Below are 23,021 nucleotides of genomic sequence, written 5' to 3'. Positions count from 1 at the left end.
GATGGTAGTGTGGGGTTACCCATGTGAGAGTAAGTCATCGCCAGCTCATTATTCTAAACACCCCCTTCAATAGAAGGGGGTGTTTTTTTATGTTTGAAAAAATAATTAATTATTACTATTTTAAAAGAAGATTACAAATTTCATTTTTATAAGCTCATGGAGGAGAACTTAATGAAATGTTTAATATTTTGTCTATCATTATTTATTGTGAGTAATGCGTTTGCACATGGTGGCGGATGTCGTAAAAGTTCGCCCCCAAATCAATGCTGTCACATGGATAACTCTAAAGGACAAGTTCACTGTCATTAGCATTTATTTTTAGATTACAAGTAGCTTAAAAAGCTCAACAATGTTGTGAGATTTTTAATTTATATAGAGTTTGAACTTTAAACGAGTTTAATTAGTATTGTTTACCATTAAATTCCCTTGTTCTGCTTCTTGCATAAATTGATCATGCGTCGCTTTACTTCGGACTAGACCTGGCATGCGATATTCTGTGTGGCCATAATCATGAATTTTGGTCCATCGTCCTCCCCAAACTAAACCGACAGACTCAGCAACTTGACCATATAACTGATAGCCACGCATAGCCCAAGGATCACGTTCAGATATAACAACTTTACCATCTCGCTTGAATGCGACATCAGCTGCCAAACCAAATTGGTGATAGCTACGGTATGCAGTCGCTAAGGTGGTTGCTTTATTTCGAGATAGGCTATTTTGTCGTGCAGGACTACGATAACCCTCTAGTAATACTAATTCATAGCCATGTTGTTCCTTCATAATTTTGAAGACCATAAGTAATCGTTGTTTATAGCGTGGATGCATTTTGTCCCACTTACGATTTACCATTGAAGTATCTAGATGACCATGAGAAAACTCTGAATTTTCTACATTAGGAATAGTTGTCGATGAAACAGAACCACCAGTTTGAGCTTGATATTGTTGCTCAAGACGTACAGCTTCAACGATTGCTGCATCAACGAGACTTTCTTCAACCTCTGGAGGAGGGGAAAGAATTTCGCCATTTAATAAGTTATAAATTTGAGGATCAGCTTTCTTTAAATAGTTCGCTTCTATTTTTGTAGGATCAACGGGTTTTGTAAAAGCAAAAAGCATAATACTGCTAAGTAAGAAAAAACCAGCAATAAGTATCCACCATTGCTGTAAGTGCCAATGCGTTTGAATTTGGTCTGCTGAAGCAGCATGATTCATTTCATGTGCAAATTTACGTGCGTTTAAGAGCTTTTTTTTACCTTGTGGTAATAAGCTTTGTGCAAAATCTATTACTTTTTGTCTTATCTCATAAGACATCAATAAAGTCAGCGCGATGATTAATATCACAAAACTGACAATGATAAAAAAAATCACGGTGCAGGTTCTTTAGCAGTTCGTGTGACTGAAATTTCTACACTGGTTACAGGTATATCAATATTTTCATCAGTATCAGCTTTACTTTCAGCAACTTTATTTGGATTGGCTGTCGTAGGCTTAACCTCAGGCTTTTTAATGGTTTTCGGTAATGCTTCAGTTGTCGTCTTTTTTACTGGTTCTGCTTTAGGTTGAACTTGGGGAGTTTTGTTACTTAAAGGTTGTGATTGATTAAAAGTTGATTCAAAGGGATTTTTACTTGAAGTCACTGGTTGAGTTGCTTGAGCGGAGTTGGTTTGCTGATGTTTGAAAATATTATTAAGCTCATTTAGCTTGGGTTGAGCTTGGTGATATTCATCAGGTTCAGATTGCTCGTTTTGATCAGCTTGGGTGATTCCCGAATCAACATTGGATAATTTATCATTTGAGTGTGTTGAATCTGTATCCACTGCGTTAATCGGTTGGAAGCTTGGTTGATTTAAATAGGTATAAAAAGCTAAAGATGTGGCAGAGATACCAATTGCCATACCAATGATCCCACTTACTAGAGGCGAAATTTTTTTATTTTTTTTAGTAGATGTAAGGACTCTAATATTTTTCTTTTCTTGGCTCATATTGAATATCTTTTATGGTAAATGAATCGTTATGTGGGCCTGTTCAGCAGGTGCACTAATGACATTATTATATTGAGTCATGGCTTTAGTCTCTTGTTGACTGAGCATATAGCGAAGTCCAGAAAATGCCAATAATGCAAAGAGGAGTAAAAATAATAGAATCCAAGCGAATGGAAGTTCTTTATGAATAATGTTTTTAATTTGATCAGGCAATGCAGCGAAAGGTGAAAAGAGGGCTTTTTTACCTTTTAAATAATCTATTTCATCGCCTACGCGTGCAACCAAATGATTTAAGCTTTCAATTGATTCAATACGGTATTTACCTTGAAAACCTAACAGTAAACAGTAGTGAAAAACTTCTAAAGCCGCTAAGCGATCTTTTCCACGAGTTCTAATTTTTTCTAATAAGTCAAAAAATTGATAACCTGCGAGTTGAGATCCAAATAAAGTTAACTGAAGAGGACTAATTAACCACGAATTTTGTAAATGGAAATAACTAGGGTCCTGTTGTGTAACAATCGTTTCATCAAGTAATGCACAAAATGCATATTTTGCATCATGGATATCCTCGGCTGAGAACTGCAACTTTTTCGCTTGTAATTCGAAACGTTGTAGTTGATCCATGATTTTTTGGCGAAATTCATCGACATTGTCAGGAACGTATTGGTTACGAATTAAAAAAACGATGTAGAAACCGTCATGCATTAAATCAACCAAATTAGAAGACTGTGTCAATTTATTCTGTTGCTGTGGTGTAGAGCCTACTCCAATCTGACCGTCATCGAACAGTGAAGGTGCTCCATTAGGCATATTCATATTTTTCTCTTCTCAATCTCTAGCCATTCATCACTGCGATGAGTTCAATACTGATATCTTGGAATCCAGCAGGTACATAAATACAGATGGTTTCAGACTCCAACATGCGTTGATAGAGTTCATGATGAGGTTCAATTTCAAAATAACTCACACCAGAGCGGACTGGAATCGCAGTAGGTACTTGCATCAAATGGTGAATCGGAATAGCAGGCAATGCAGAGACGACACGTTGCTCAACATCGACTGTTGTGCCCACTTTAAAACGTAGTGGGACAATTTGTACAAGTTCGTGTGTCTGCATCATTGAACTAGACACAGCAATATACAGACGAGATTCGCGAGTGATCTTATCTGATTCTAAGCTACCGACCCAATATGAAGGACGTATTTCTTTAAGACTGATATTGAAGTATCGACTTGAAATGATTGTGTCGAGTAACTCTCTTAAAATGACATCTAACTGCGCAAAGCTATCTTGTAAATTATGATGTTGATATTGAGGTAAATGTTCAACTTCATAGGCTGTTGAGAATGTCAGTAATGAGCCAGTCAATCTGAGTAATTCAAAAAATAAGCGTTCAGGGTGAATTTGGGGATGAGTCAATAAATGGCTGAGAGTTGCATGAGCAGTATTCAATGCATTCACTAGCCAAAACGAAACAATGTCACCTGATCTAAATTCAATTAATTTTTGTTCGTTTTCGCGATTGTTGGTTTGAATAGTTTTGATTTTTGCTTTAATGACATTCAAGGTACGTTTTAAATTCGCAACCAATGACTCACAAGAAGCAATATGCAAAATTGGTGGAATAAATTTTGTATCAAGTTCAAAGCTTCCTGAACTATGACGCTTAATTTTTCCTATCGGCAAATATAAAAAACCATCCAGTTCATGAGGAGTATCATTCTGAGATTCCAGTAATTTCAGCTCAGCACGACGACGAATGTAAGTAATTTCAGCAGGTGTGGCATCTGTGAACAAATCATGAGTTTCATTCAGATACGAATGATATCGACTTGGTTGTGTCGAAGCCTCATGGGCGATATTACGCTTGTTGGGTTGAACGATAGGGAGCGCAAGAAAAATGGTCATTTCACCACGGAAATTGAGCTCATCGAGCAGCACGGGCTGAGGTAAAAGATCTCGCAAAGGAGCAGCGTAAATTTCACCATCTTGCCAAATCATTTCAATGTGCTCAATTGCTAGCACATGGGTCGTTAATTGAGATTCATCAAATTTGAGCTGTTGTACCCCATATGCGAATGGAATGGTGGCGCGAATAGTTTGATTTAAACGCTGTTCATGATAACTGTCTTGAATTTGAAAGTGCTGCGGTCTTAAAAATAGACCTTCACCCCACAGTACTTTTTCTGCTTTAAACATTGAGATTACCATTCATTAGATTCATTGCTATTTTTTACACCCAAGAGTTCATGGACTGATTCCAATGGGTTGTTATCGTTTTTAATGACTTGTGCGAGCCATTCATGAAGCGGCATTTGGCTCCATTTAATGGTTTTTTGAAGCATATAACTCACAGGACTATGTGGTTCATTTGCTTGAAAATAATCCGCAATATCTTTAAGCACCCGCATTGCTTGTTCACGATTTTGTAGATGACTTTGTGGTTGAGGTTGAAATGACTGCTGAGTTACTGCTGCTTGTATATTTGCTGTTGGAGCAGAATTTATATTTGAATTGTTTTCTTGGAATTGTAGGTCTTGATTCATGTCAGGAGTATCCTCAGACATTAAAAATGCATCTGCTTTATAAATTTTTTTCAGTGTTTTATGTATGTCTTCCAATTGAGAATCAGTATTTGCGAAACTTGGAGCATCTAATTGCATCAGTTGATCAAGTACTTGCTTGAGGGTATCCCAGTGCGTCAAAATTTCTAAAAAGAACTGATAATTGCTGTATTGGAAACTTTTTGAGGTGTTAAATAAGCTTTGTTCGAATTGCTCGAGTTCTGGATGATTCTGAGTAGATCCATAATCATCAGCATTTTTTAATCTTACATTTTGTTGATGCAGTAATTTTTCATAATCGTAGATTGAATAGAAAGGAGCTGAATTGATGAGTGGAACACGTTTAATCAAAGCAGGTAACTGAGAAGTCAAACCTTGCAATAAACCCAGACGTTGATCTAAATCATCATCTTCAATTTCAGGATGTATATCTTTCCAATAATTGGATAACATACGATGTGAAAGCTCAAGGCTACGAGCGACTCCTTCGTAACCGTAGAGTTGACTCCAAGCCTCGCTTAACCAAGTCAATAAACGAATATCTTTACTTTTTTGAGTCAGAACATCGATACATTTTGTCGAAACAAATGACCAATCAGCTTGTTTAGGTTCAGCTACCCAATCACCCATATCTAAGAGCGGATCATCTTGGGTTTTCGCTTTCTTGATTTCATGAAATTCATTCGAAAAAGATAGATCTTCGCCACAGATTGCTTGATCTGAGATTGGTTGAAGTAGATGCTCTATATCAATGTTCATATTAATTTATATACTCAAATAATTATGCTTCAACAATTTTCTTTTTTGTGGCTTTACGCTTTTTCGGTGCTGTTGTTGGATCTAATCGATAATCAATCACGTCATCTTTGCTATCAATTTGAATTAACTTAGGGACTTTGTTATCAGCCAAGGCGATCAATATTTGTGTTGCAAGTTCAGGTAAAACTGAAGAGTTTAGAATATTGTCGACATTACGTGCGCCACTATCGACTTCTGTACAGCGACTTAAGAGTAGTTCCACCAAATCATCCGTGTATTCAACACGTGTTTGATATTGTTTGAAAATACGATCAGTAATTTTGCCTAACTTATGATGAATAATACGCACAAGTAGATCATCATGGAGTGGGAAGTAAGGCACGATACGCATACGTCCCAAGAAGGCCGGTTTAAACTGTTTATATAAACTTGGTTTTAAATGTTCAATTAAGTCTTCTGCCGTAGGCCATTCTTCTACAGGTTTAGTCAAACAGGCCTGCATAATTGCGCTTGAGCCAGTGTTAGAGGTCAATAAAATTGTGGTGTTTTTAAAATCGATAACACGTCCTTCACCATCTTCAAGTGTGCCTTTGTCAAAGACTTGGTAAAACAACTCTTGAACATCTGAATGTGCTTTTTCAATTTCATCTAACAAAACAACGCTATACGGATTGCGTCTAACAGCTTCAGTGAGGACACCACCTTGACCATATCCTACATAGCCTGGAGGCGCACCTTTCAATGAGGAAACAGTATGAGCCTCTTGATACTCAGACATGTTAATCGTGATGAGATGAGATTCCCCACCATACAGCTCATTGGCTAAAGCTAAAGCCGTTTCTGTTTTCCCTACACCACTTGGCCCAACCAACATAAATACCCCTTGAGGCTTGTTTGGATCTTCAAGTTTTGCTTTAGAGGTTTTGATTCCTTGAACAAGTTGATGCAGGGCATAGTCTTGCCCCATGACTCGTTGTTTCAGTTTTTCTTCTAAACTTAGAATTTGCTTAATTTCGTCATTGACCATTTTTCCTACAGGAATACCAGTCCAGTCTGAAATAATCTCATTAATGATTTGTGCATTAACACGTTCAAATACCAGAGGTTGTTCACCTTGTAATATTTTTAAATCGGATCTAAGTTGCTGAATCTGATTTTTAAAATCATTAGTGTGTTCTTCATCTTTTAATTCAGAATTTTTTTGCTCAAGTGTTTTGATTTTTTGAACAATTTCTAGTTCTTGTTTCCACTTTTCAGTTGTGGCATTTAGCTCATTTTCTATTTCAGTGATCGTATTTTTAAGATTGGAGATGCGTTCGTCATGCTGTGGGAACTGATTATTCTCTTGTTCCAAAATATCTAATTCAAGCAATAAATTATGATGTTGAGCATGTAGCTGATCTAACTTTACCGGCTGAGCATTCTGAGTCAATGCCACACGAGCGGCAGCAGTATCTAAAACACTCACTGCTTTATCAGGGAGTTGTCGACCAGCAATATATCGATGTGAAGAATGAACAGCAGTCACAATGGCTTCGTCATCGATTTGAAGATTAAAGTGTTTAGCCATGACAGGAATCATGGCACGAAGCATATCAATCGCAACTTCTTCAGTAGGTTCTTCAACTTTGACGACTTGGAAACGTCGACTGAGCGCCGCATCTTTTTCAAAATATTGCTTATATTCAGCCCATGTAGTTGCAGCAATTGTTCTTAACTCGCCACGTGCTAAGGCTGGTTTAAGGAGGTTCGCTGCATCATTTTGACCCGCTTGACCGCCTGCACCAATCAATGTGTGTGCTTCGTCAATGAAGATGATGATAGGATGAACGGAACTTTGAACCTCTTGGATGACTTGTTTTAAGCGATTTTCAAACTCACCTTTTACACTTGCACCTGCTTGTAATAGACCCATATCAAGAACATGGATATGTACATTTTTTAATGCATCAGGCACTTGGTTGTTGGCAATTTTCAGCGCTAAACCTTCAACGACAGCAGTTTTACCTACGCCTGGCTCACCCGTTAAAATAGGATTATTTTGACGACGACGCATCAGAATATCCAACATAAGGCGAATTTCAAACTCACGTCCAATGACAGGATCAATCCCACCGTTCAGCGCTTTTTGAGTCAAGTTAATGGTGTATTGATCTAGTGCAGGTGTTTTTGCATGAGATTCTGAACTTTGAATCGTATCCTGATCGTGAACATCATTTTGATGATCAGCTTGAGGGAGATGCTCTTCAATGCTAGCTCTACAAATTTCTATAAATTTGTGTTTCATCGTATCAATCGGGAACAGATCGAATAAACTCGATGCACGAAGCGCGATTTGATATAAATCTCCTGCAGTCAATAACGCAACTAATAAGTGTCCGCTACGGATGACTGGGGTTTGATCTGCGGAAGCAATAAGCCAAGCTTGTTCTAGCAGACGTACAATCGATTGAGCAAAAATAGGTGTACGCGTATTGCCTTTGGGCAAGTGCGAAATCGTTTCTTGTAAATCATCGATCAGTGCATTTTTAGAAATTTTATAGTGATCGAGCAAAATGGAGAGATCATTTTTTACGTTTTGATTTAATAATTCGAAGAGTAGATGTTCAATTTCGATTTCGTAATTTTGTTGATTAATACAATAATTTGCAGACTTTTCTAGTGCTGTTCTTGTCGTAGGAGATAGTTTTGTAATCAAAATTTTCAAGTTATTCATCAGAATTCTCTGTGTTCAAATTATTTATAGTTACTTAAAATAAACCTGCATAACGTCTATTTTTAAGATTTTTAACGACTAAATATTTAATAAACAATAATTTTTAGTATGAAAAAATTCACCCATATTTTTTATTCTACCTAAATAAAGGTGATAAAAAAACTATCCTGTAGTGTGAATCGTTTACAGAACTATATAATTTTGTAACTTAAAAAACTTAATTGTTTCTTTATTATAATGGTCATAATGTTGACTAAGTTTGCATTTATAAGTTTAAATTTTAATTAAATCTAATATCTAGAAGACATTGCTCTAAACATTGAGTGTGTTAAAAAAAGATTTAATGAATCATATAGTTAATGTAAATTTTATAATAAATGAGGGTGTGTTTTGAATACTAAAATTCTGCTTACAACTCTGCTAATTGGGTTGGGGATGGCGTCTACAACTTACGCAGATGAAGTAAAACTCAAAAGAGGTTGTGTTAAAGATCATCCATTAGTAGCGGGTGAAACAGACCAGACATTGCTACAAATTTATGCTCAAGCATGTGATAAAAAAAATAAAGACAACAAAAATGGTTTTCTAGCACAAGCAGCTCAGCGTTTTCAACAAATAGGACAAAATCAGAAAGCACTTCAATTGGTGAACAGTCTTAATGCACAAAATGTTCAGCACTCATCGTTAACAGATACTAAGTTTTTAGCTGGAATCGGAATCGCGAATGAGGCATTAGAGCAAATGCGTGGACCAGAAGTACGTTATTTGACTGAAGAGACTTACGAACCTGCATTGGCACTTTCTGAAGCAGTTAAAAAAGCTAAACCTTTGACTGTAATCGAAACCAAAGTTGAAGAAGCACCTAAGCGTGTTCAAGAGACTCGAACTACTCGACAGCCTGCACGTACGACGCGCCGTGCATCGACTCCAGCAAAAACAACACCCGCTAAAACAACGACACCTGCGAAAGTTGAAAAACCAGCAGCACCAAAACGTGAGAATCCATTTGGTTCGTTGAACTGATTAAATTACAAATTTAGGAAAAAATAATATGGCTAAGCGTGAAAGTGTTCAAAAAAAATTACAACGCATCCGACCACCTCGAGTACAACTGACGTATGACGTAGAAGTAGGTGATGGTAAAGAAATAAAAGAACTTCCTTTTGTTGTTGGTGTATTAGGGGACTTCTCAGCAGCATCTGAACTTGAAAGAACCAAACTGAAAGATAAGAAATTTATTAATGTGGATTTGGATAACATTGATGAAGTAATGAGTTCGCTAGCACCAAGAGCAGCCTTCCAAGTTGAAAACACAATTTCGGAAGAGGGTGGAAATATGTCGGTAGATCTTACTTTTAACTCAATGGAAGATTTCCGACCTGAAAATGTTGTTCAACAAGTTGACCCTTTACGCAAATTGGTTGAAGCGCGTGAACGCCTTTCAGATTTGCGTAATAAAATTTCAAATAGCGAACGTTTAGAAGATCTGCTTGATGAAATTCTTCAAAATACAGATCAAGTACGCAAATTAAGTGCTGAAGCAGGAGGCGACGACCGTGAATAATTTACAAACCGCACCTGCGACAAGCAATGCTGTTGAAGAAACAAGTCTTCTAGATTCGATTGTTGAACAAAGTCGAATAGCGCGTAACGATGATGAACATGTTCGTGCGAAAAATTTAATTGGTGAATTAGCCAAAGAAGTTATGGCTGGAACAATTACTGTTTCAGAAAACATGACGGTCTCAATAGATAAGCGTATTGCAGAAATTGATGCTTTAATTTCTGCTCAATTAAGCAAAATTATGCATCATGAACAGTTTCAAAAGATTGAGTCGACTTGGCGTGGACTTTACTACTTCTGTCAAGAAACACCTTCAAATCCTTTAATTAAAATCCGCATTTTAAATACCACTAAAAAAGAATTGATTAAGGACTTCCAAGGCGCAACTGACTTTGATCAAAGCACATTGTTCAAAAAAGTGTATGAAGAAGAATATGGTTCTTTTGGTGGTGCACCTTACGCAACTTTGATTGGTGATTTTGAATTCGATCGCACACCGTCAGATATGTATCTTTTAGAACAAATCTCTCATGTTGCCGCTGCCTCTCATGCACCCTTTATTTCAGCAGCAAGCCCTTCAATTCTAGGTCTTGAATCTTTCACTGAAATTGATCGTCCTCGTGATGTATCTAAAATTTTTGAAACTGCAGAATATGTACAGTGGCGCTCATTCCGTGAAAGTGATGATTCTCGCTATGTGGCTTTAACTATGCCACGTGTTTTAGGTCGCCTGCCTTATGACCCTAAAGAGGGTTGGGCAACAGAAGGCTTTAACTTCGTTGAAGAAGTCTCAGGTGAAGATCACGATCAATATCTCTGGATGAATGCAGCATACGGTTTCGGTACACGTTTAACGAATGCATTTGATATGCATGGTTGGTGTGCGGCAATTCGTGGGGTTGAAGGTGGTGGTTTAGTGGAAGGCTTGCCAGTACATACCTTCAAAACCAATGATGGTGAAGTTGTATTTAAGTGTCCGACAGAAGTTGCGATTACGGACCGCCGTGAAAAAGAGTTGAGTGATCTCGGCTTTATTCCATTAGTACACTGTAAAAACACAGACTACGCAGCGTTCTTTGGGGCTCAATCGACTCAAAAGCCTAAGAAGTATGATAGCGATACAGCGAATGCAAATTCAGCACTCTCAAGCCAGATTCAATACATCATGGCTGTGTCGCGTATTGCGCATTATTTGAAAGCAATGATGCGAGATAAAGTCGGAAGTTTTGCTTCAGCTGGAAATGTAGAAAGCTTCTTGAATGATTGGTTATCCCAATATGTATTACTAGATGATGGTGCATCACAAGAGGCCAAAGCTAAGCGCCCGCTTCGTGAAGCATCTGTAAAAGTTGTGGAAGACCCGGCAAACCCTGGTCACTACAAATCGGTCGTGTTTTTAAGACCGCACTTCCAGTTGGACGAGTTGTCGGTATCTTTGAGACTTGTCACTGAGTTACCTCAGTCCTCTAATTAAATAGAGCAACTTTATAATAACGTTAAATAAAACAGGAAATCTTCATGAAAGATATATATGTTCAATTTCGAGGAAAATACAAAGTAGACGGCGAATCTCGTGACACTGAGCACAAAGATTGGTTGGAAGTTAATTCTTGGTCTCATAACATCCGTCAGCCTAAATCTGCGACATCTTCAAGTGTTGGTGGTCATACTTCTGAGCGTGTTGAACATTCAGACATGTTGTTCGTTAAAGATTTAGATGCGACTAGCCCGAAACTTTGGGAAGCATGTTCTGCTGGTTACACTTTTGATGAAGTACAAATCGATTACTACCGTGCGAATGGTGATAAGCGTATCAAGTACCTTCAAATCAAATTGAAACATGTTCTAGTTTCAAGCGTAACACCATCTGTAAATGCTGAAGGTGTTCCGACTGAAGCATTTGGTTTGAAATATGCTGCTGTTGAGTGGACATATAACCAACAAGATATCGATGGTACTCAAAAAGGTGCGATCACGAAGCAATGGTCACTTTCTAACAACACTGCAAGCTACAAAGCTTAAAGTCTTGAAAGTGAGAGGAGTAGGGGCTGACTTAAGTTGGCCTTTATTCATCTTCTAGAGTAGGCAAGATGAAAACAAATTTAGATCATCTTTATCCATTTGGCTTCCGTTCAACTTTATTTGATCGCTTGATTCCAGAATACGAGGATCAGATCAAAGGCTTGTCTATGCAAGAGCTGCGTGAATCTGTTGCACATGACTTGGAAGATCTACTCAATAGTCGAGTAGCTAAGTTTGATCAGATTGATGACTTCCCTACGGTTAAAGGCTCGATTGCACAGTTTGGCATTATTGATTTTGTTGGATTATCAACAGCGAATCCAATGGATCGAGACAAAATTTGCCAATCTATTCAGCAGTCCATTGCGGCACATGAACCTCGCCTACGACAAATTCAAGTTGAAATGCTGTTAGACAGCGACAATATGGGCGCACTTTGCCTCAGTATTCAAGCATATTTAAATATCCATCCATTGTATGAGCCTGTAGTTTTTGATGCTTTATTGAAACCAACGACACAACAATATGTAATTTCGGCTAGATCTTAAGATTGGGGCTTTTGTGATAGAAGAACTTTTACCGTACTACGAAAAACAATTACAAGAATTTGGTCAACAATCTCGCGAGTTTGCTCAGAAGTATCCTAAAATTGCCCAACGGCTCTCGCTCAACCAAGAACAGATTGATGATCCACATATTGAGCGCTTAATTCAGGCGTTTTCGTTGATTGCTGCTCGAATTGATAAAAAATTAGCAGACAGTTATGACGTTTTTACACGTGCTTTATTTGAGGTGATGTTCCCTCAATATTTAAGACATTTTCCAAGTTGTACTGTCGTCAGTTTCGAAGATCAAAATAAAATAAAACAATTAACTGAAGCTCACGTCATTCCGCAGGCAACAACGCTAAAATCACGAAGTTTTAAGGGGGTTCAATGTGAATTTAATACCTCTCAAGCTGTACGATTACTTCCCATTCAACTGAACCAAGTTCAATTTAAAACGAACCCAAGTGCTCAAATTCATCTCAATCAAAATGCCACTTTGCAATTAAGTTTTGAAATTTTCAATGAAGCAGGCTTGTGGATTCATCAAGAAAAACTCCCTATTTATTTGGATGCTATTTCAAATTTTCCACTGCAAGTTTTGGACAGTATTTTCAAAAAAGATACGACTTTTACGGTACGCATTGGAACACAGCTTTATCAAATTTCTAATCCATTTTCCTTAATGGGCTTTGAGGAAAATGAGAGTTTATTGCCTATTGATCAACATACACATCATGCCTATCGCTTGTTGATGGAATATTTTTGTTTTGCAGATAAATTCAGCTTTCTTAATCTTGATTTGTCTTTTTTAACAAATTTATTAGATCAACAAACCAGTTTTGATCTCCAAATTCATTTTAAGTTAAACCTAAATGATCAAGCGATTATTCGTAATTATTCAGAGCTGAATGTCGCAAATTTCAAATTATTCAGCACGCCGGCTGTTAATCTTTTTGAAAAAAATGCTGAACCACAAAAAATACATCATCGACAACTTGAATATCCATTGATCACGGATGCGCATCATCCTGAGTTTTATCAGGTCTATTCGATTCAGAAAATGCACATGGTTCGTGAAAAGATTAATCAGGAACAGGTTTATCATCCAGTGTTGCCGTTCTTTGGAATGAGTCATTACCATGATGAAAATGTCCAATTTTTTTATGCATTGAACTCATCACAGCTCAATAATAAGTTTGTTGAAACGGGTTATTCCATTATTTCTAAGCATTTACAGCCGTATGATACAAAGTCTGATTTTATTAGCACCGTATTGCTATGTTCGAATCGGAATTTACCGCATGAAGCATTAAGCCAGTCAAATAATATTTTAAATCTGAATGATAGTAGTTTGGCACGTCGAGCGTTGGTATTGAAGCGTCCGAGTTTACCCCATCAATTTGAGCAAAATCAGAAAGAACAGTGGCGCATTATTTCTCATCTTTCATTAAATACGTTAGCACTGATGAAAGGGGATGCGGTAGCACATTTAAAAGAACTATTAGAGTTATATAACTTACCGTCGAATAAAGAAAATCATCTGTTAATTAATTCGATTAAACAAATTGAATTTAGCCTGACGCATAAGTTGGTTGAAGCAAAACCTTTCCCGCTTTTCGTACGAGGACTCAAAGTTGTTATCCGAATCGATGAACAAGTATTCAGAGGTCATAGTCTTTATATTTTCAGTCAATTGCTGAGTCATGTGTTTAACTTAAAAGTGCAGTTAAACAGTTTTGTCGATGTCATAATCGAAGATGCTCAATCACAACAGGAGTTATACCAATGCGTGCAGAACGTTGGTGGCAAGAAGCTTCTGTAATTGACCATTTATTTCAACAGCCGACTGCTTATGAATTTATTCAGTCGATTCGATTGTTAAGACATGTGCCCTATGCTCGGCCACATACACCATGGGATCGTGATTTTAAATTTCATCCTTCCTTAGAGCTTAACTTCCCTAAAAAAGAAATTGAATCGCTAGCTTTAGAAGATGAAAAAGTTCAGCTTACAAATTTAATGGTGGGTTTGACTGGCATGCAGGGGGCATTACCCTATAGCTATACCAATAAAGTTAAATCAGCACCACGCAAATTTCGAGTTGAAACAACGCAATTTTTGAGTTTATTTAATCATAAGCTCACTTCACAATTCGTTGATGCGACGGTTAGGTACAATCTACCATTACGGTACGAGGTCGAGTCTGAAAATCATTATCTGAATATTATTCATGCATTAAATGGTTATATTAGTCAGCAACATCAACAACAAGAACTTGATGATTATTTTGCTGAATTTGCAGGATTAATGCAGGGGCAAAATAATACAGCACATGCTTTAAAAACCATGATTGCACAGGTATTTAATCAGCATGTGGTAATACAAGAGTTTATCCCTGAAAAATTTAAATTAGAGCCTCAGCAGAGAACATCCTTAGGAGGGGCGACGCCAAGCTTGTTAGGATTGAATACATTTTGTGGAGAGACTATTACCCAAATTGATGGCAAAATTGAAATTCAAATTGGACCGTTGGATCGTAAAACTTACCTAGATTTTCTACCACAACAAAAACTAAGTTTAAAATTAAAAAAACTACTACAAAGCTGGTGTAGCCCAACCTTATTGGTTGATGTTCGTTTAATTTTATCAAAACAAGAAATACAGCCTATTACTTTAAATTCGGAGCATTCTATGGGGCTTAGTCAGGGTGCCTTTTTAGCTCATAATCAACCGCTAGACAATGATGAAACTTGCTACCCATTGCTTGGAGTCGCGTCATGATCAAAATCATTGTTGGAGTGTTCCTTACTGTTTATCTGGTGATTTCTGCGATTGTGGTGCTGTATTGGCGTGACATCAATTTTGATCCGTCTGGCAGTGATTTACTTATATTTTTTGCATTGTTACCTGTAGCAATCACTGCTTTTTTGGTGATGCCATATATAATTTATCATTGGATAAAAGAGCAAAAAAATAAGCAGAATGATCCTCAACTTAGCGATGAGATCGCAATTGAGGAGCTAAAGCCTGAGCCTGTGGAGTGGATCAATTTAAATGTCTATCGCGCTTATGCACTCAATGCTTTGGGTGAAAATCATCTGATTATTGATGCGATTCGGGAATTCAAGAGTCCTGAACTTGATGACAAATTATTGAATGGGTATGGCTTGCCTATTCTGAGTTATCGAATTTCTGATTTAGACGTCGAACAAGATGAAGAGGATGAATATAGCTTCAAACGGCAATACCGCATTCATCAATTGATTCTGACTCAACTCGAACAACAAACAGAAATACTCTGGGAAATTAGTGAGCATTTAAAAAAATCTGCACTTTTCTACGATACTCAAATTAGCCAATCTTATCGTATGCATCCAGCATGGATTGATCCTCAGGCTGAGTATCATGATGGGGAAGAAGATACTCCTTCTGTGCAGCAAGTTTATCGACTGAATAAGCTTAAAATCCACCTGATTCTCGCTGAAGAATTACTGCATGTTTGGGATGAACAAGATTCTGAGCAACTCATTTCAGACTACCTGAGTCAGCTCAATTATATTCCTGAAGTGTTTCACGTGGAACACCACTATTGGGGTGCTGAAACAAGCTATAGTGAATGGATTCATCTTTTACAAAGTATTGAAAAAGATGAGTCGTCTATAAGTCTTGTGTTTATCGTTGATTCCGAAATTGACCAAGATACATTAGATGAAAAGATTTGGATTTCAGAACAGTATATTCCTGCAGAATATATTTCGAGCTGTTGTTTAGCTTCACCTAAAATTCAAATTGAAAATGTTTTACCTACGAAAACATTAGATATTGCGATAAATGAAAAACAACTGAAACAGAGTTTAGATCGCTATAACATTGATCATCAGTTCAAAGTGGAAAATGAGCAGCCCTTTACAATTCTGTTGGATGACATTACTCAACTCAAAACACTTAAAAAAATTGAGCAAAATTTTGCCAATACGAATATTGAGCAACATCATTATTTAATGCTTTATCCAACACTTGGGAATACACAAAGCTTAGCTAAAATTTTTGGATTTACTCTCGCTTTTCAGTTTGATGATGCCTTGATGACAATGGTGTATACAACTCAAAACCCAGATGTTCAGACATTTATTCAAACTTATCAATCAGAATCAGACATAAATCCTGAGCAGCAAAACGTTTAAAAATTTACGAAAAAAATGAGAATACAATGCACACGATATTAGGCTATGTATGGCAGTACGTTTCAAACCCAAAGGCAATCATTGCATTGTCATTGTTTGTTGCCTTAGTGTCTGCCTATCACACGATACCTAGACAGTATTTCTGGCCGCTTGCGGTGGCTTATGTACTGGGTCTAATCGGTTATGGAATCTATTGGTTCATTCAACGCAAACGCCATGAGAAGCAAGGGGAAGAATTGGCGGAAGCAATCGAAAAAGATACCCAAGCTGAGTATGGTAAGCAGAAGGATAAAGATGAACTACAATTGGTTCATCAACAGATGAAGGATTCAATTCAGCTCATTCGTAAGTCAAAGCTGGGTGATAAAAAAGGGAATGCAGCGCTATATGAGTTGCCTTGGTATATGGTCATTGGTAACCCTGCTGCTGGTAAGAGTTCTGCCATTTATAACTCGGGCTTAAAGTTCCCATTCGAGGAAACGCATAAAAATGCAGTGTCTTCAGGTTTGAGTGGAACACGTAATTGCGACTGGTTTTTCTCAACAGAAGGGGTGTTGTTAGATACTGCTGGTCGTTACTCAGTCTATGCAGAAGATCACTCTGAGTGGATTGGTTTTTTGAACTTGCTCAAAAAAAATAGATCTAAAGCGCCGATTAATGGACTGATTGTCACCGTCAGTATTGCCGAGTTAGTTAGTCAAAGTCCTGAAAAATCGTTGAAACTTGCTAAAAACTTGAGAGCACGTATACAAGATTTGACGGAACGTTTAGAAATCTTTGCACCTGTGTATTTGGTGTTTTCTAAAATGGATTTGATCGCAGGATTCACTGAGTTTTTTGATTGTTATGATCAGGATGAATTTGACCAAGTTTGGGGAGCAACGCTGCCTTATAATCCAGACTCATCTGAAAATGCTGTTGATCTATTCGAGCATCATTACAATATTTTGTATGATGGATTGAAAAGCGTAAGTACGACTCATTTAAGTCGCCGTCATGCACAGAATATCTCACCAAGTGTGATGACTTTTCCGCTTGAGTTTAAGACTTTAAAACCAGCACTCAAAAATTTTATAGGAACACTATTTGAGGAAAATCCGTATCAGTTCAAACCTGTATTCCGTGGTTTTTACTTCACCAGTGCCTTACAAGAAGGAACGATCGAGAGTCCAATGACGGAGCAAATTGCTCAAGAATTTAGACTTCAGAAAATTCCGAACAGCGAACATGGTATTCCACAAAATTCTGTATCACAGAATCATGGGTATTTCTTAAAGGGATTATTTTCAGATGTCATTCTGAAAGATAAAAACTTGGTGAAGCAACATATTAACCCGGCGAAAAAGCGCCAACGTTATTTGAGTTTTATTGCAGCTTTACTTGGGGTATCTGTAATTTTAGGCCTGTGGGTGTGGTCTTACCGTAACAACCAACAGTTGATCGCAGATGTTCAAGCAGATCTGAATAAAGTGATGCAAATGGAGCAGGCATCAGGTCAGCATTTGGCGACACAGCTTGACTCGTTACTAATTTTACAACAGCGTTTAGAACAGTTAGATCAATTTGAAGAAGATCGTCCATTAAAGTTTGGCTTTGGTTTGTATCAAGGCAATGATCTGCGAGAAAAACTTAAAACCGAATATTTAAATGGTGTGCGACAAATTGTTTTAGAACCATCTCAACAAAATATTGGTCAGTTCTTGCAACGTGTAAAAAATAATGAAGCGACACTAAAAGAAAATCACGTTAATGTTGAAATTCAGCAAGTATCGGCTAAACCTGCACAAAATGCTTTGGAACCTTCTGATTCGAATCCCCAAGATGCTTACAACGCATTGAAAGCTTATTTGATGATGAGCAATTCAAAATATATGGAAGCAAGTCATCTGAGTGATCAGGTTACGCGCTTTTGGCGTTCATGGTTAGATGCCAATCGTGGACAAATGCCACGTGGTGAAATGATCCAAAAAGCGGAGCAGGTGCTGACCTATACCATGACATTGGCGAATGATCCAAAATTCCCACAGTTGTCAGCGGATGCGCAGTTGGTTGATCAAAGCCGACAAGTATTGTTGGCGGTGATGAAGGGGATGCCAGCACGTGATCGAGTTTATAATGAGATCAAAATGCGTGCTGCCGTACGATATCCAGCAGTGACAGCAGCTCAAATTGTAGGTGAGAACAATCGTAGTGCCGTATTAGGTTCTTATGCTCTTCCTGGGGTATTTACATATAAGGCATGGAACGAATATATCGATCAAGCCATTGATGAAGCTGCGAATAGTCCGACAGACAGTCGTGACTGGGTGTTGAACAGCAATCAATCAGATGACCTCACCTTTAGTGGTAGTCCAGATCAAATTCGTAAGCAGCTGACTGAACTCTATAAGAAAGAATATATCGCAGAGTGGCGTAAATTCTTGAATGGAATTTATTATGCAAAACAACCTGATTTTGCCCAGCAACATAAAACAATAGATTTATTGGGTGAGCCTCAAAACTCCCCGATACGTTTGCTGATTGAGCATACAGCGAAAGAAACCAATTGGGATAACCCTGTGGTTCAAGCGGAACTGGCTGCTCCACAAACAGGATTTATCGCTTGGTTTAAACGCAAGATTCTCCGTCAAGATAATACCAATGAAATTCAACGTGCAGCTGAGCGCGCTCAAGGTGCTATCTCAAAAGAATTTAACGTTTTTTATCAGTTGGTTCGTAAACGTGATGATCAGCAAAATAAATCATTACTTGATGAGTATTTAGAAAATCTCGCACAGGTACGTAGTAAGTTCAATGACCTCCGAAATGCAGGGGATATTGGCCCAAATGCGATGGCTTTGGTAAAACAAACCATCAATGAACAAACCTCAGTATTTAATACTACGCAAAAACTTGTCGATGAAAAACTGACGGTAGGTCTCAATGATATTGACAATAAGCTCATTCAAAAGCTTTTGGTGAGTCCACTGACACAATCCTTTGCAAGCTTAATTACGCCAGCTCAAGATGAGATTAATAAATTATGGGTGATGCAAGCTTATCAACCATTTAATCAGACTCTGAGCCAAAAGGTTCCATTCAATACCTCGGCTTCAATCCAAGCGACGAGTAGTGAAATCGGTCAAATCTTCGGTGAGGGTGGTAGTATTGCCAATTTTGTTAAAGAAACGCTCGATCCATTTGTGATTCGTCGTGGTTACACACTGACTTCTAAAACGTGGAAAGACCAAGGCATTATCTTGAATCCACAATTTGTGATGAGTTTCCAACGCTATGTTTCACCACTTAACGGTGTAGCGACAGGTACTTTGTCACAAGGTTCTGCGCCTGCTGCGACCAATCAGTCCAACTTCCAATTCTATCCATTGTCTAATCCACAGTTGCTGTCTTATACGATTGATATTGATGGTCAACGTATGGTCTTTGAAAATGGTATCCAACAGTGGGTGAACTTTGTTTGGCCGAATACTGGTGCTATTCCTGGAGCGCGTATTACTGCAGTCGATCTTGAAGGAAAAACACATACGATTTTTGATGCACCAGGTGAATACGGGATCAATCGTTTGATCGACTCTTCACAACGTCGTGATCAAAATGGTGTCATCGAAATGACTTGGGCAAGTGCTCAACAACCATCATTAGCAGTAAAAGTAAACTTCCGTTTGATCAGTGGGAATTCAGGTCAAGGTGGTACAGGCGTTGGCTCTAATCGTGATTTAAACGGTTTGCAATTGGTTGATAAGGTGACCACCAACAAGGCGACAGCACGTGTGGTATCTGCTCAAAAGGCACCAACACCAGCACCTCAAGCTGAGAATTCAACGAATACGGCATTGCAAAATGCAACACAAGGAGCACAGCCATGATGTATGGAGTACAACTTAAGATGGATCATCAGTAGGAGGCGATATGTACAGTGTGAAAACAACGCCTTTGTACTATGGTAAGAGTCCTGCTCGTGGCGATTTTCTGAAAACCAAAGGACAGTATTCTCTGATTCAAGTGATTGATCAGTGGATTACTGAAGCGCTTGAAATGGCAATGAGAAATCCAAACTTCGATCAAAATTATCAAAGTTTGGCATCATTAGATTTCTTTATTGCCAATCCGCGTGAAAATATGTTCTTGGTTGCAAACTTAGTGACCAGCCAAGACAGCTCAGGTCGTCAGTTTCCTATGGTGTTGAGTCACTTATTGGAAGTGGATGCACCCTACCAAAATTTGCTCTATGCACCTTATAGCTATAAGCCAGTTTTGATTGACTTATTTCAAAGAAACCGAGTGATTCGTCAAATTCGAGATGCTGATGATTTAATCGAAAAACTGGCTCAGCTCAAAAAAGAAATTCAAGTTCTTGATGTAACTGAATCAACCGCTTTTTTTGAAAATCACACCATGCATTCGTTTGCACAAATGATGAAAATATCGGTCTATGAGCTTGCACAAAGCATGATTGGACTAGGTCTTTTACTCCAACCTGTATTAAAAAATGGAACGAGTAAACTGAATAAGGTGTTAATTTTACCGATTCACAACCCTAGTTTTTGTTATGAAATCGCAGCATTCTGGGTTAGTTTAATCGCAAGATTTTTGCCAAAACATAATACCGAAGTGTTAATTGGTATTCTTCATTCAGAACGTCCAGTTTTATTATTTGGCTTTCAGGGCGCAGATATTGAAGCATTAAGTGATATTTTCAATCAAAACTTAAGCTCTGAACATTGGGTTTCATTGGTACAAGCACAGTGGATTGATCGCTATTTGGAGCAAAATGCAGGTCTTGCTGCACTCGAGCAATCTTTGTGCGAACGACAGTTAAGTTTAAATCAAGGAATGAAATTATTCCGACAGACTTTTATAGAAGAATAATGATGAAGAAAACCTTATTAAAGATTTCACTGCTTAGTTCGATATTGAGTTTAAGTGTTATATCGTTTGCGAAAGAAATTATCGTTGAGGGAGTTGTTCCTAACGAGATGAGCAAACAGGCCATATTGAGTAAAATGAAAGTGGTCTATAGCCAAGACCAAATTATCGATAAAATTCAGGTTCGTCCTGTCACTGCACCCAATGGATGGAGTGATTCTGTAACCCAAGTCATCACACCTGATCTTAAAAAAGTTTCTCAAGGAAAATTGAGTGTAAGAGGAACACAAGTTGAGCTCACAGGTAAAGTCCTCAATCAAAATGATATCGTACCGACTCAAAATACATTTCAAAATTTAGTTGTGGCACCTTATCGCTTTAATGCACAGTTATCTGTGAATCATGCAGAACAAGCTATCATTGATAATGCTTTAAAAAATCGAATTATTGAATTTGCTTCTGGAAGTGCCACACTTTTACCAGCAGGCACACAAATTTTAGACGAAATGGTGGTTGCGCTAAACAAAGTTCAAGGCAAAAATGTCAAAATTATCGGACATACTGACAGTCAAGGTAATCCACAGAAAAACAAAGAATTGAGCTTGCAACGTGCGGATGCAGTAAAACAATATTTGATTGCGAAGAATATTTCACCTTCACGATTAAGTACAGCGGGTATGGGTGCTGATGAACCTGTTGCAGACAATGCAACGGAAGAGGGTCGTAAGAAAAATCGAAGAATCGAGTTTGAAGTTCAATAAAATATTATAAAAGGAACAAGTGTATGGCTTTCCCTTATATTACGATTGGCTCTCCAACCACTGGTGGTGGGCAGGTTATTTCAGCAAATAGTTCTTTCTTAATCGAAGGTAAGCCAGTTGCTTGTGTAGGGGATAAGGCCACCTGTCCTAAACATAAAACGGTGACGACAATTGTTGCGGGTGACAGCAAAATGGTTATTATGGGAAAACCCGCCGCACAGCATAATTCACCTTTGGCATGTGGATGCAAATGTATAGGGAATCAAAGTTTAACGGTTGGACAAAATTAGTTAATTCATTGGGATCTGTATCTAAAAAGAACCCTCTAATTTTAGAGGGTTCACTTTTTCAACTATAATTTTATCTCGATCAAAGTGTCTTCGGTATTTGTAATCGCGCACCTACTGATGATCTGAAGATGATTATTACGCACTTACATATTGCACAATTTTATCAAACGCAGATTTAAGCGCTTTGTCATCGAATTCATTGCCTTCGAATGTTTCATTGCGATTGCGTGCAAAAATATCGCGAATCTCAACCACGGCATTTGAGTCGACTAAACCTAATTGCGTAGCAACTTGACGGATTTGATCGATAGAGCGAGAGCCATTACTACCGCCATAACTGACATAAGCAGCAGGTTTTCCATTCCACTCTTTACCTAAATAGTCGAGTGCATTTTTAAGTGCAGGGCTGTATCCATGATTATATTCAGGACTAATAAATATAAATGCATCACCTTTCGCGATTTGAGCAGCCCATTCTTGTTGCTTAGGTTGATCATATATACCCGTTAGTGGTGGATTTGCTCCAGCGAAAAACGGTAAATCCCATTCTTTTAAGTCCACAATTTCTGTCTTAATCGTGCTGTAGTTATATGATGAAATCGTGTTTTGAACCCAATTTGCAACTTTAATGGCTGTGCGGCCTTCTCGAATGCTTCCCACAATAATTTGAATATTCACCAAATTTATCCTTCTAACTGTTATCACACTGACTTTAAAATGTTTTTTTTAAAAAAGGTAGATCGAAAATGTATCTAAAAAAA

19 protein-coding genes are annotated in these 23,021 nt (G+C 37.9%); 12 read left to right on the top strand and 7 right to left on the bottom strand.

Annotation, left to right across the window (positions count from 1 at the left end; translation table 11 throughout):
* Positions 1-396: 396 nt before the first annotated feature.
* The 6 genes from AC1M9C_RS03970 to tssH form a co-directional block, all read right to left on the bottom strand.
* A complete protein-coding gene (locus AC1M9C_RS03970; protein WP_481586958.1) occupies positions 397-1,371 on the bottom strand; it encodes a M15 family metallopeptidase in 975 nt (324 codons plus the stop codon).
* On the bottom strand, positions 1,368-1,898 hold the full coding sequence (locus AC1M9C_RS03965) for a hypothetical protein (protein WP_481586957.1): 531 nt from the start codon (positions 1,896-1,898) through the stop codon (positions 1,368-1,370). The genes AC1M9C_RS03970 and AC1M9C_RS03965 overlap by 4 nt, the downstream gene beginning before the upstream one ends.
* A gap of 99 nt (positions 1,899-1,997) precedes the next feature.
* Positions 1,998-2,801 carry a type IVB secretion system protein IcmH/DotU gene (gene icmH, locus AC1M9C_RS03960; protein ID WP_481586956.1) on the bottom strand — a complete coding sequence of 268 codons (804 nt, stop codon included), beginning with the start codon at positions 2,799-2,801 and terminating at the stop codon, positions 1,998-2,000.
* 19 nt (positions 2,802-2,820) lie between these two features.
* Positions 2,821-4,185: a type VI secretion system baseplate subunit TssK gene (gene tssK, locus AC1M9C_RS03955; protein ID WP_481586955.1), complete on the bottom strand. Its 1,365-nt coding sequence runs from the start codon at positions 4,183-4,185 to the stop codon at positions 2,821-2,823.
* 5 nt (positions 4,186-4,190) lie between these two features.
* Positions 4,191-5,309, bottom strand: a complete 1,119-nt coding sequence (tssA, locus tag AC1M9C_RS03950) for a type VI secretion system protein TssA (protein ID WP_481586954.1) — start codon at positions 5,307-5,309, stop codon at positions 4,191-4,193.
* A 22-nt stretch (positions 5,310-5,331) separates the two neighbouring features.
* Positions 5,332-8,028 carry a type VI secretion system ATPase TssH gene (gene tssH / locus AC1M9C_RS03945; RefSeq protein WP_481953254.1) on the bottom strand — a complete coding sequence of 899 codons (2,697 nt, stop codon included), beginning with the start codon at positions 8,026-8,028 and terminating at the stop codon, positions 5,332-5,334.
* A gap of 432 nt (positions 8,029-8,460) precedes the next feature.
* Here tssH and AC1M9C_RS03940 point away from each other — a divergent pair, with 432 nt between their 5' ends.
* The 12 genes from AC1M9C_RS03940 (at position 8,461) to AC1M9C_RS03885 (ending at position 22,260) form a co-directional block, all read left to right on the top strand.
* Complete coding sequence (locus AC1M9C_RS03940; protein WP_092766614.1) at positions 8,461-9,048, top strand: hypothetical protein; 588 nt, start codon at positions 8,461-8,463, stop codon at positions 9,046-9,048.
* A 28-nt stretch (positions 9,049-9,076) separates the two neighbouring features.
* The gene (tssB, locus tag AC1M9C_RS03935; protein WP_092766613.1) at positions 9,077-9,589 is read left to right on the top strand and encodes a type VI secretion system contractile sheath small subunit; all 513 of its coding nucleotides are present in this window, start codon (positions 9,077-9,079) and stop codon (positions 9,587-9,589) included.
* Positions 9,582-11,063 (top strand): type VI secretion system contractile sheath large subunit, encoded by a 1,482-nt coding sequence (gene tssC / locus AC1M9C_RS03930; RefSeq protein WP_481586953.1) that lies wholly within the window; start codon positions 9,582-9,584, stop codon positions 11,061-11,063. The genes tssB and tssC overlap by 8 nt, the downstream gene beginning before the upstream one ends.
* Positions 11,064-11,107: 44 nt before the next feature.
* Positions 11,108-11,611, top strand: a complete 504-nt coding sequence (locus AC1M9C_RS03925) for an Hcp family type VI secretion system effector (RefSeq protein WP_092766611.1) — start codon at positions 11,108-11,110, stop codon at positions 11,609-11,611.
* 68 nt (positions 11,612-11,679) lie between these two features.
* Positions 11,680-12,159, top strand: coding sequence for a type VI secretion system baseplate subunit TssE (tssE, locus tag AC1M9C_RS03920; RefSeq protein ID WP_481592762.1), 480 nt, complete (start codon positions 11,680-11,682; stop codon positions 12,157-12,159).
* A gap of 13 nt (positions 12,160-12,172) precedes the next feature.
* On the top strand, positions 12,173-13,981 hold the full coding sequence (tssF, locus tag AC1M9C_RS03915; RefSeq protein WP_481953249.1) for a type VI secretion system baseplate subunit TssF: 1,809 nt from the start codon (positions 12,173-12,175) through the stop codon (positions 13,979-13,981).
* On the top strand, positions 13,945-14,940 hold the full coding sequence (tssG, locus tag AC1M9C_RS03910) for a type VI secretion system baseplate subunit TssG (RefSeq protein WP_481586951.1): 996 nt from the start codon (positions 13,945-13,947) through the stop codon (positions 14,938-14,940). The genes tssF and tssG overlap by 37 nt, the downstream gene beginning before the upstream one ends.
* Positions 14,937-16,343, top strand: a complete 1,407-nt coding sequence (locus AC1M9C_RS03905) for a hypothetical protein (RefSeq protein WP_481586950.1) — start codon at positions 14,937-14,939, stop codon at positions 16,341-16,343. The genes tssG and AC1M9C_RS03905 overlap by 4 nt, the downstream gene beginning before the upstream one ends.
* Before the next feature lie 26 nt (positions 16,344-16,369).
* Positions 16,370-20,209 carry a type VI secretion system membrane subunit TssM gene (gene tssM / locus AC1M9C_RS03900; RefSeq protein WP_481953248.1) on the top strand — a complete coding sequence of 1,280 codons (3,840 nt, stop codon included), beginning with the start codon at positions 16,370-16,372 and terminating at the stop codon, positions 20,207-20,209.
* A gap of 43 nt (positions 20,210-20,252) precedes the next feature.
* The gene (gene tagF, locus AC1M9C_RS03895) at positions 20,253-21,212 is read left to right on the top strand and encodes a type VI secretion system-associated protein TagF (RefSeq protein ID WP_092766605.1); all 960 of its coding nucleotides are present in this window, start codon (positions 20,253-20,255) and stop codon (positions 21,210-21,212) included.
* The gene (locus AC1M9C_RS03890; RefSeq protein ID WP_481586948.1) at positions 21,212-21,970 is read left to right on the top strand and encodes an OmpA family protein; all 759 of its coding nucleotides are present in this window, start codon (positions 21,212-21,214) and stop codon (positions 21,968-21,970) included. The genes tagF and AC1M9C_RS03890 overlap by 1 nt, the downstream gene beginning before the upstream one ends.
* Before the next feature lie 23 nt (positions 21,971-21,993).
* Positions 21,994-22,260 (top strand): PAAR domain-containing protein, encoded by a 267-nt coding sequence (locus AC1M9C_RS03885; RefSeq protein WP_092766603.1) that lies wholly within the window; start codon positions 21,994-21,996, stop codon positions 22,258-22,260.
* 135 nt (positions 22,261-22,395) lie between these two features.
* Here AC1M9C_RS03885 and AC1M9C_RS03880 read toward each other — a convergent pair whose 3' ends face one another.
* Positions 22,396-22,938, bottom strand: coding sequence for an NADPH-dependent FMN reductase (locus AC1M9C_RS03880; RefSeq protein ID WP_481588750.1), 543 nt, complete (start codon positions 22,936-22,938; stop codon positions 22,396-22,398).
* Positions 22,939-23,021: the final 83 nt, after the last annotated feature.

This window comes from Acinetobacter sp. 24-47-39 (genome assembly GCF_056783825.1).
This window is presented reverse-complemented; position numbering and strand designations above follow the sequence as displayed.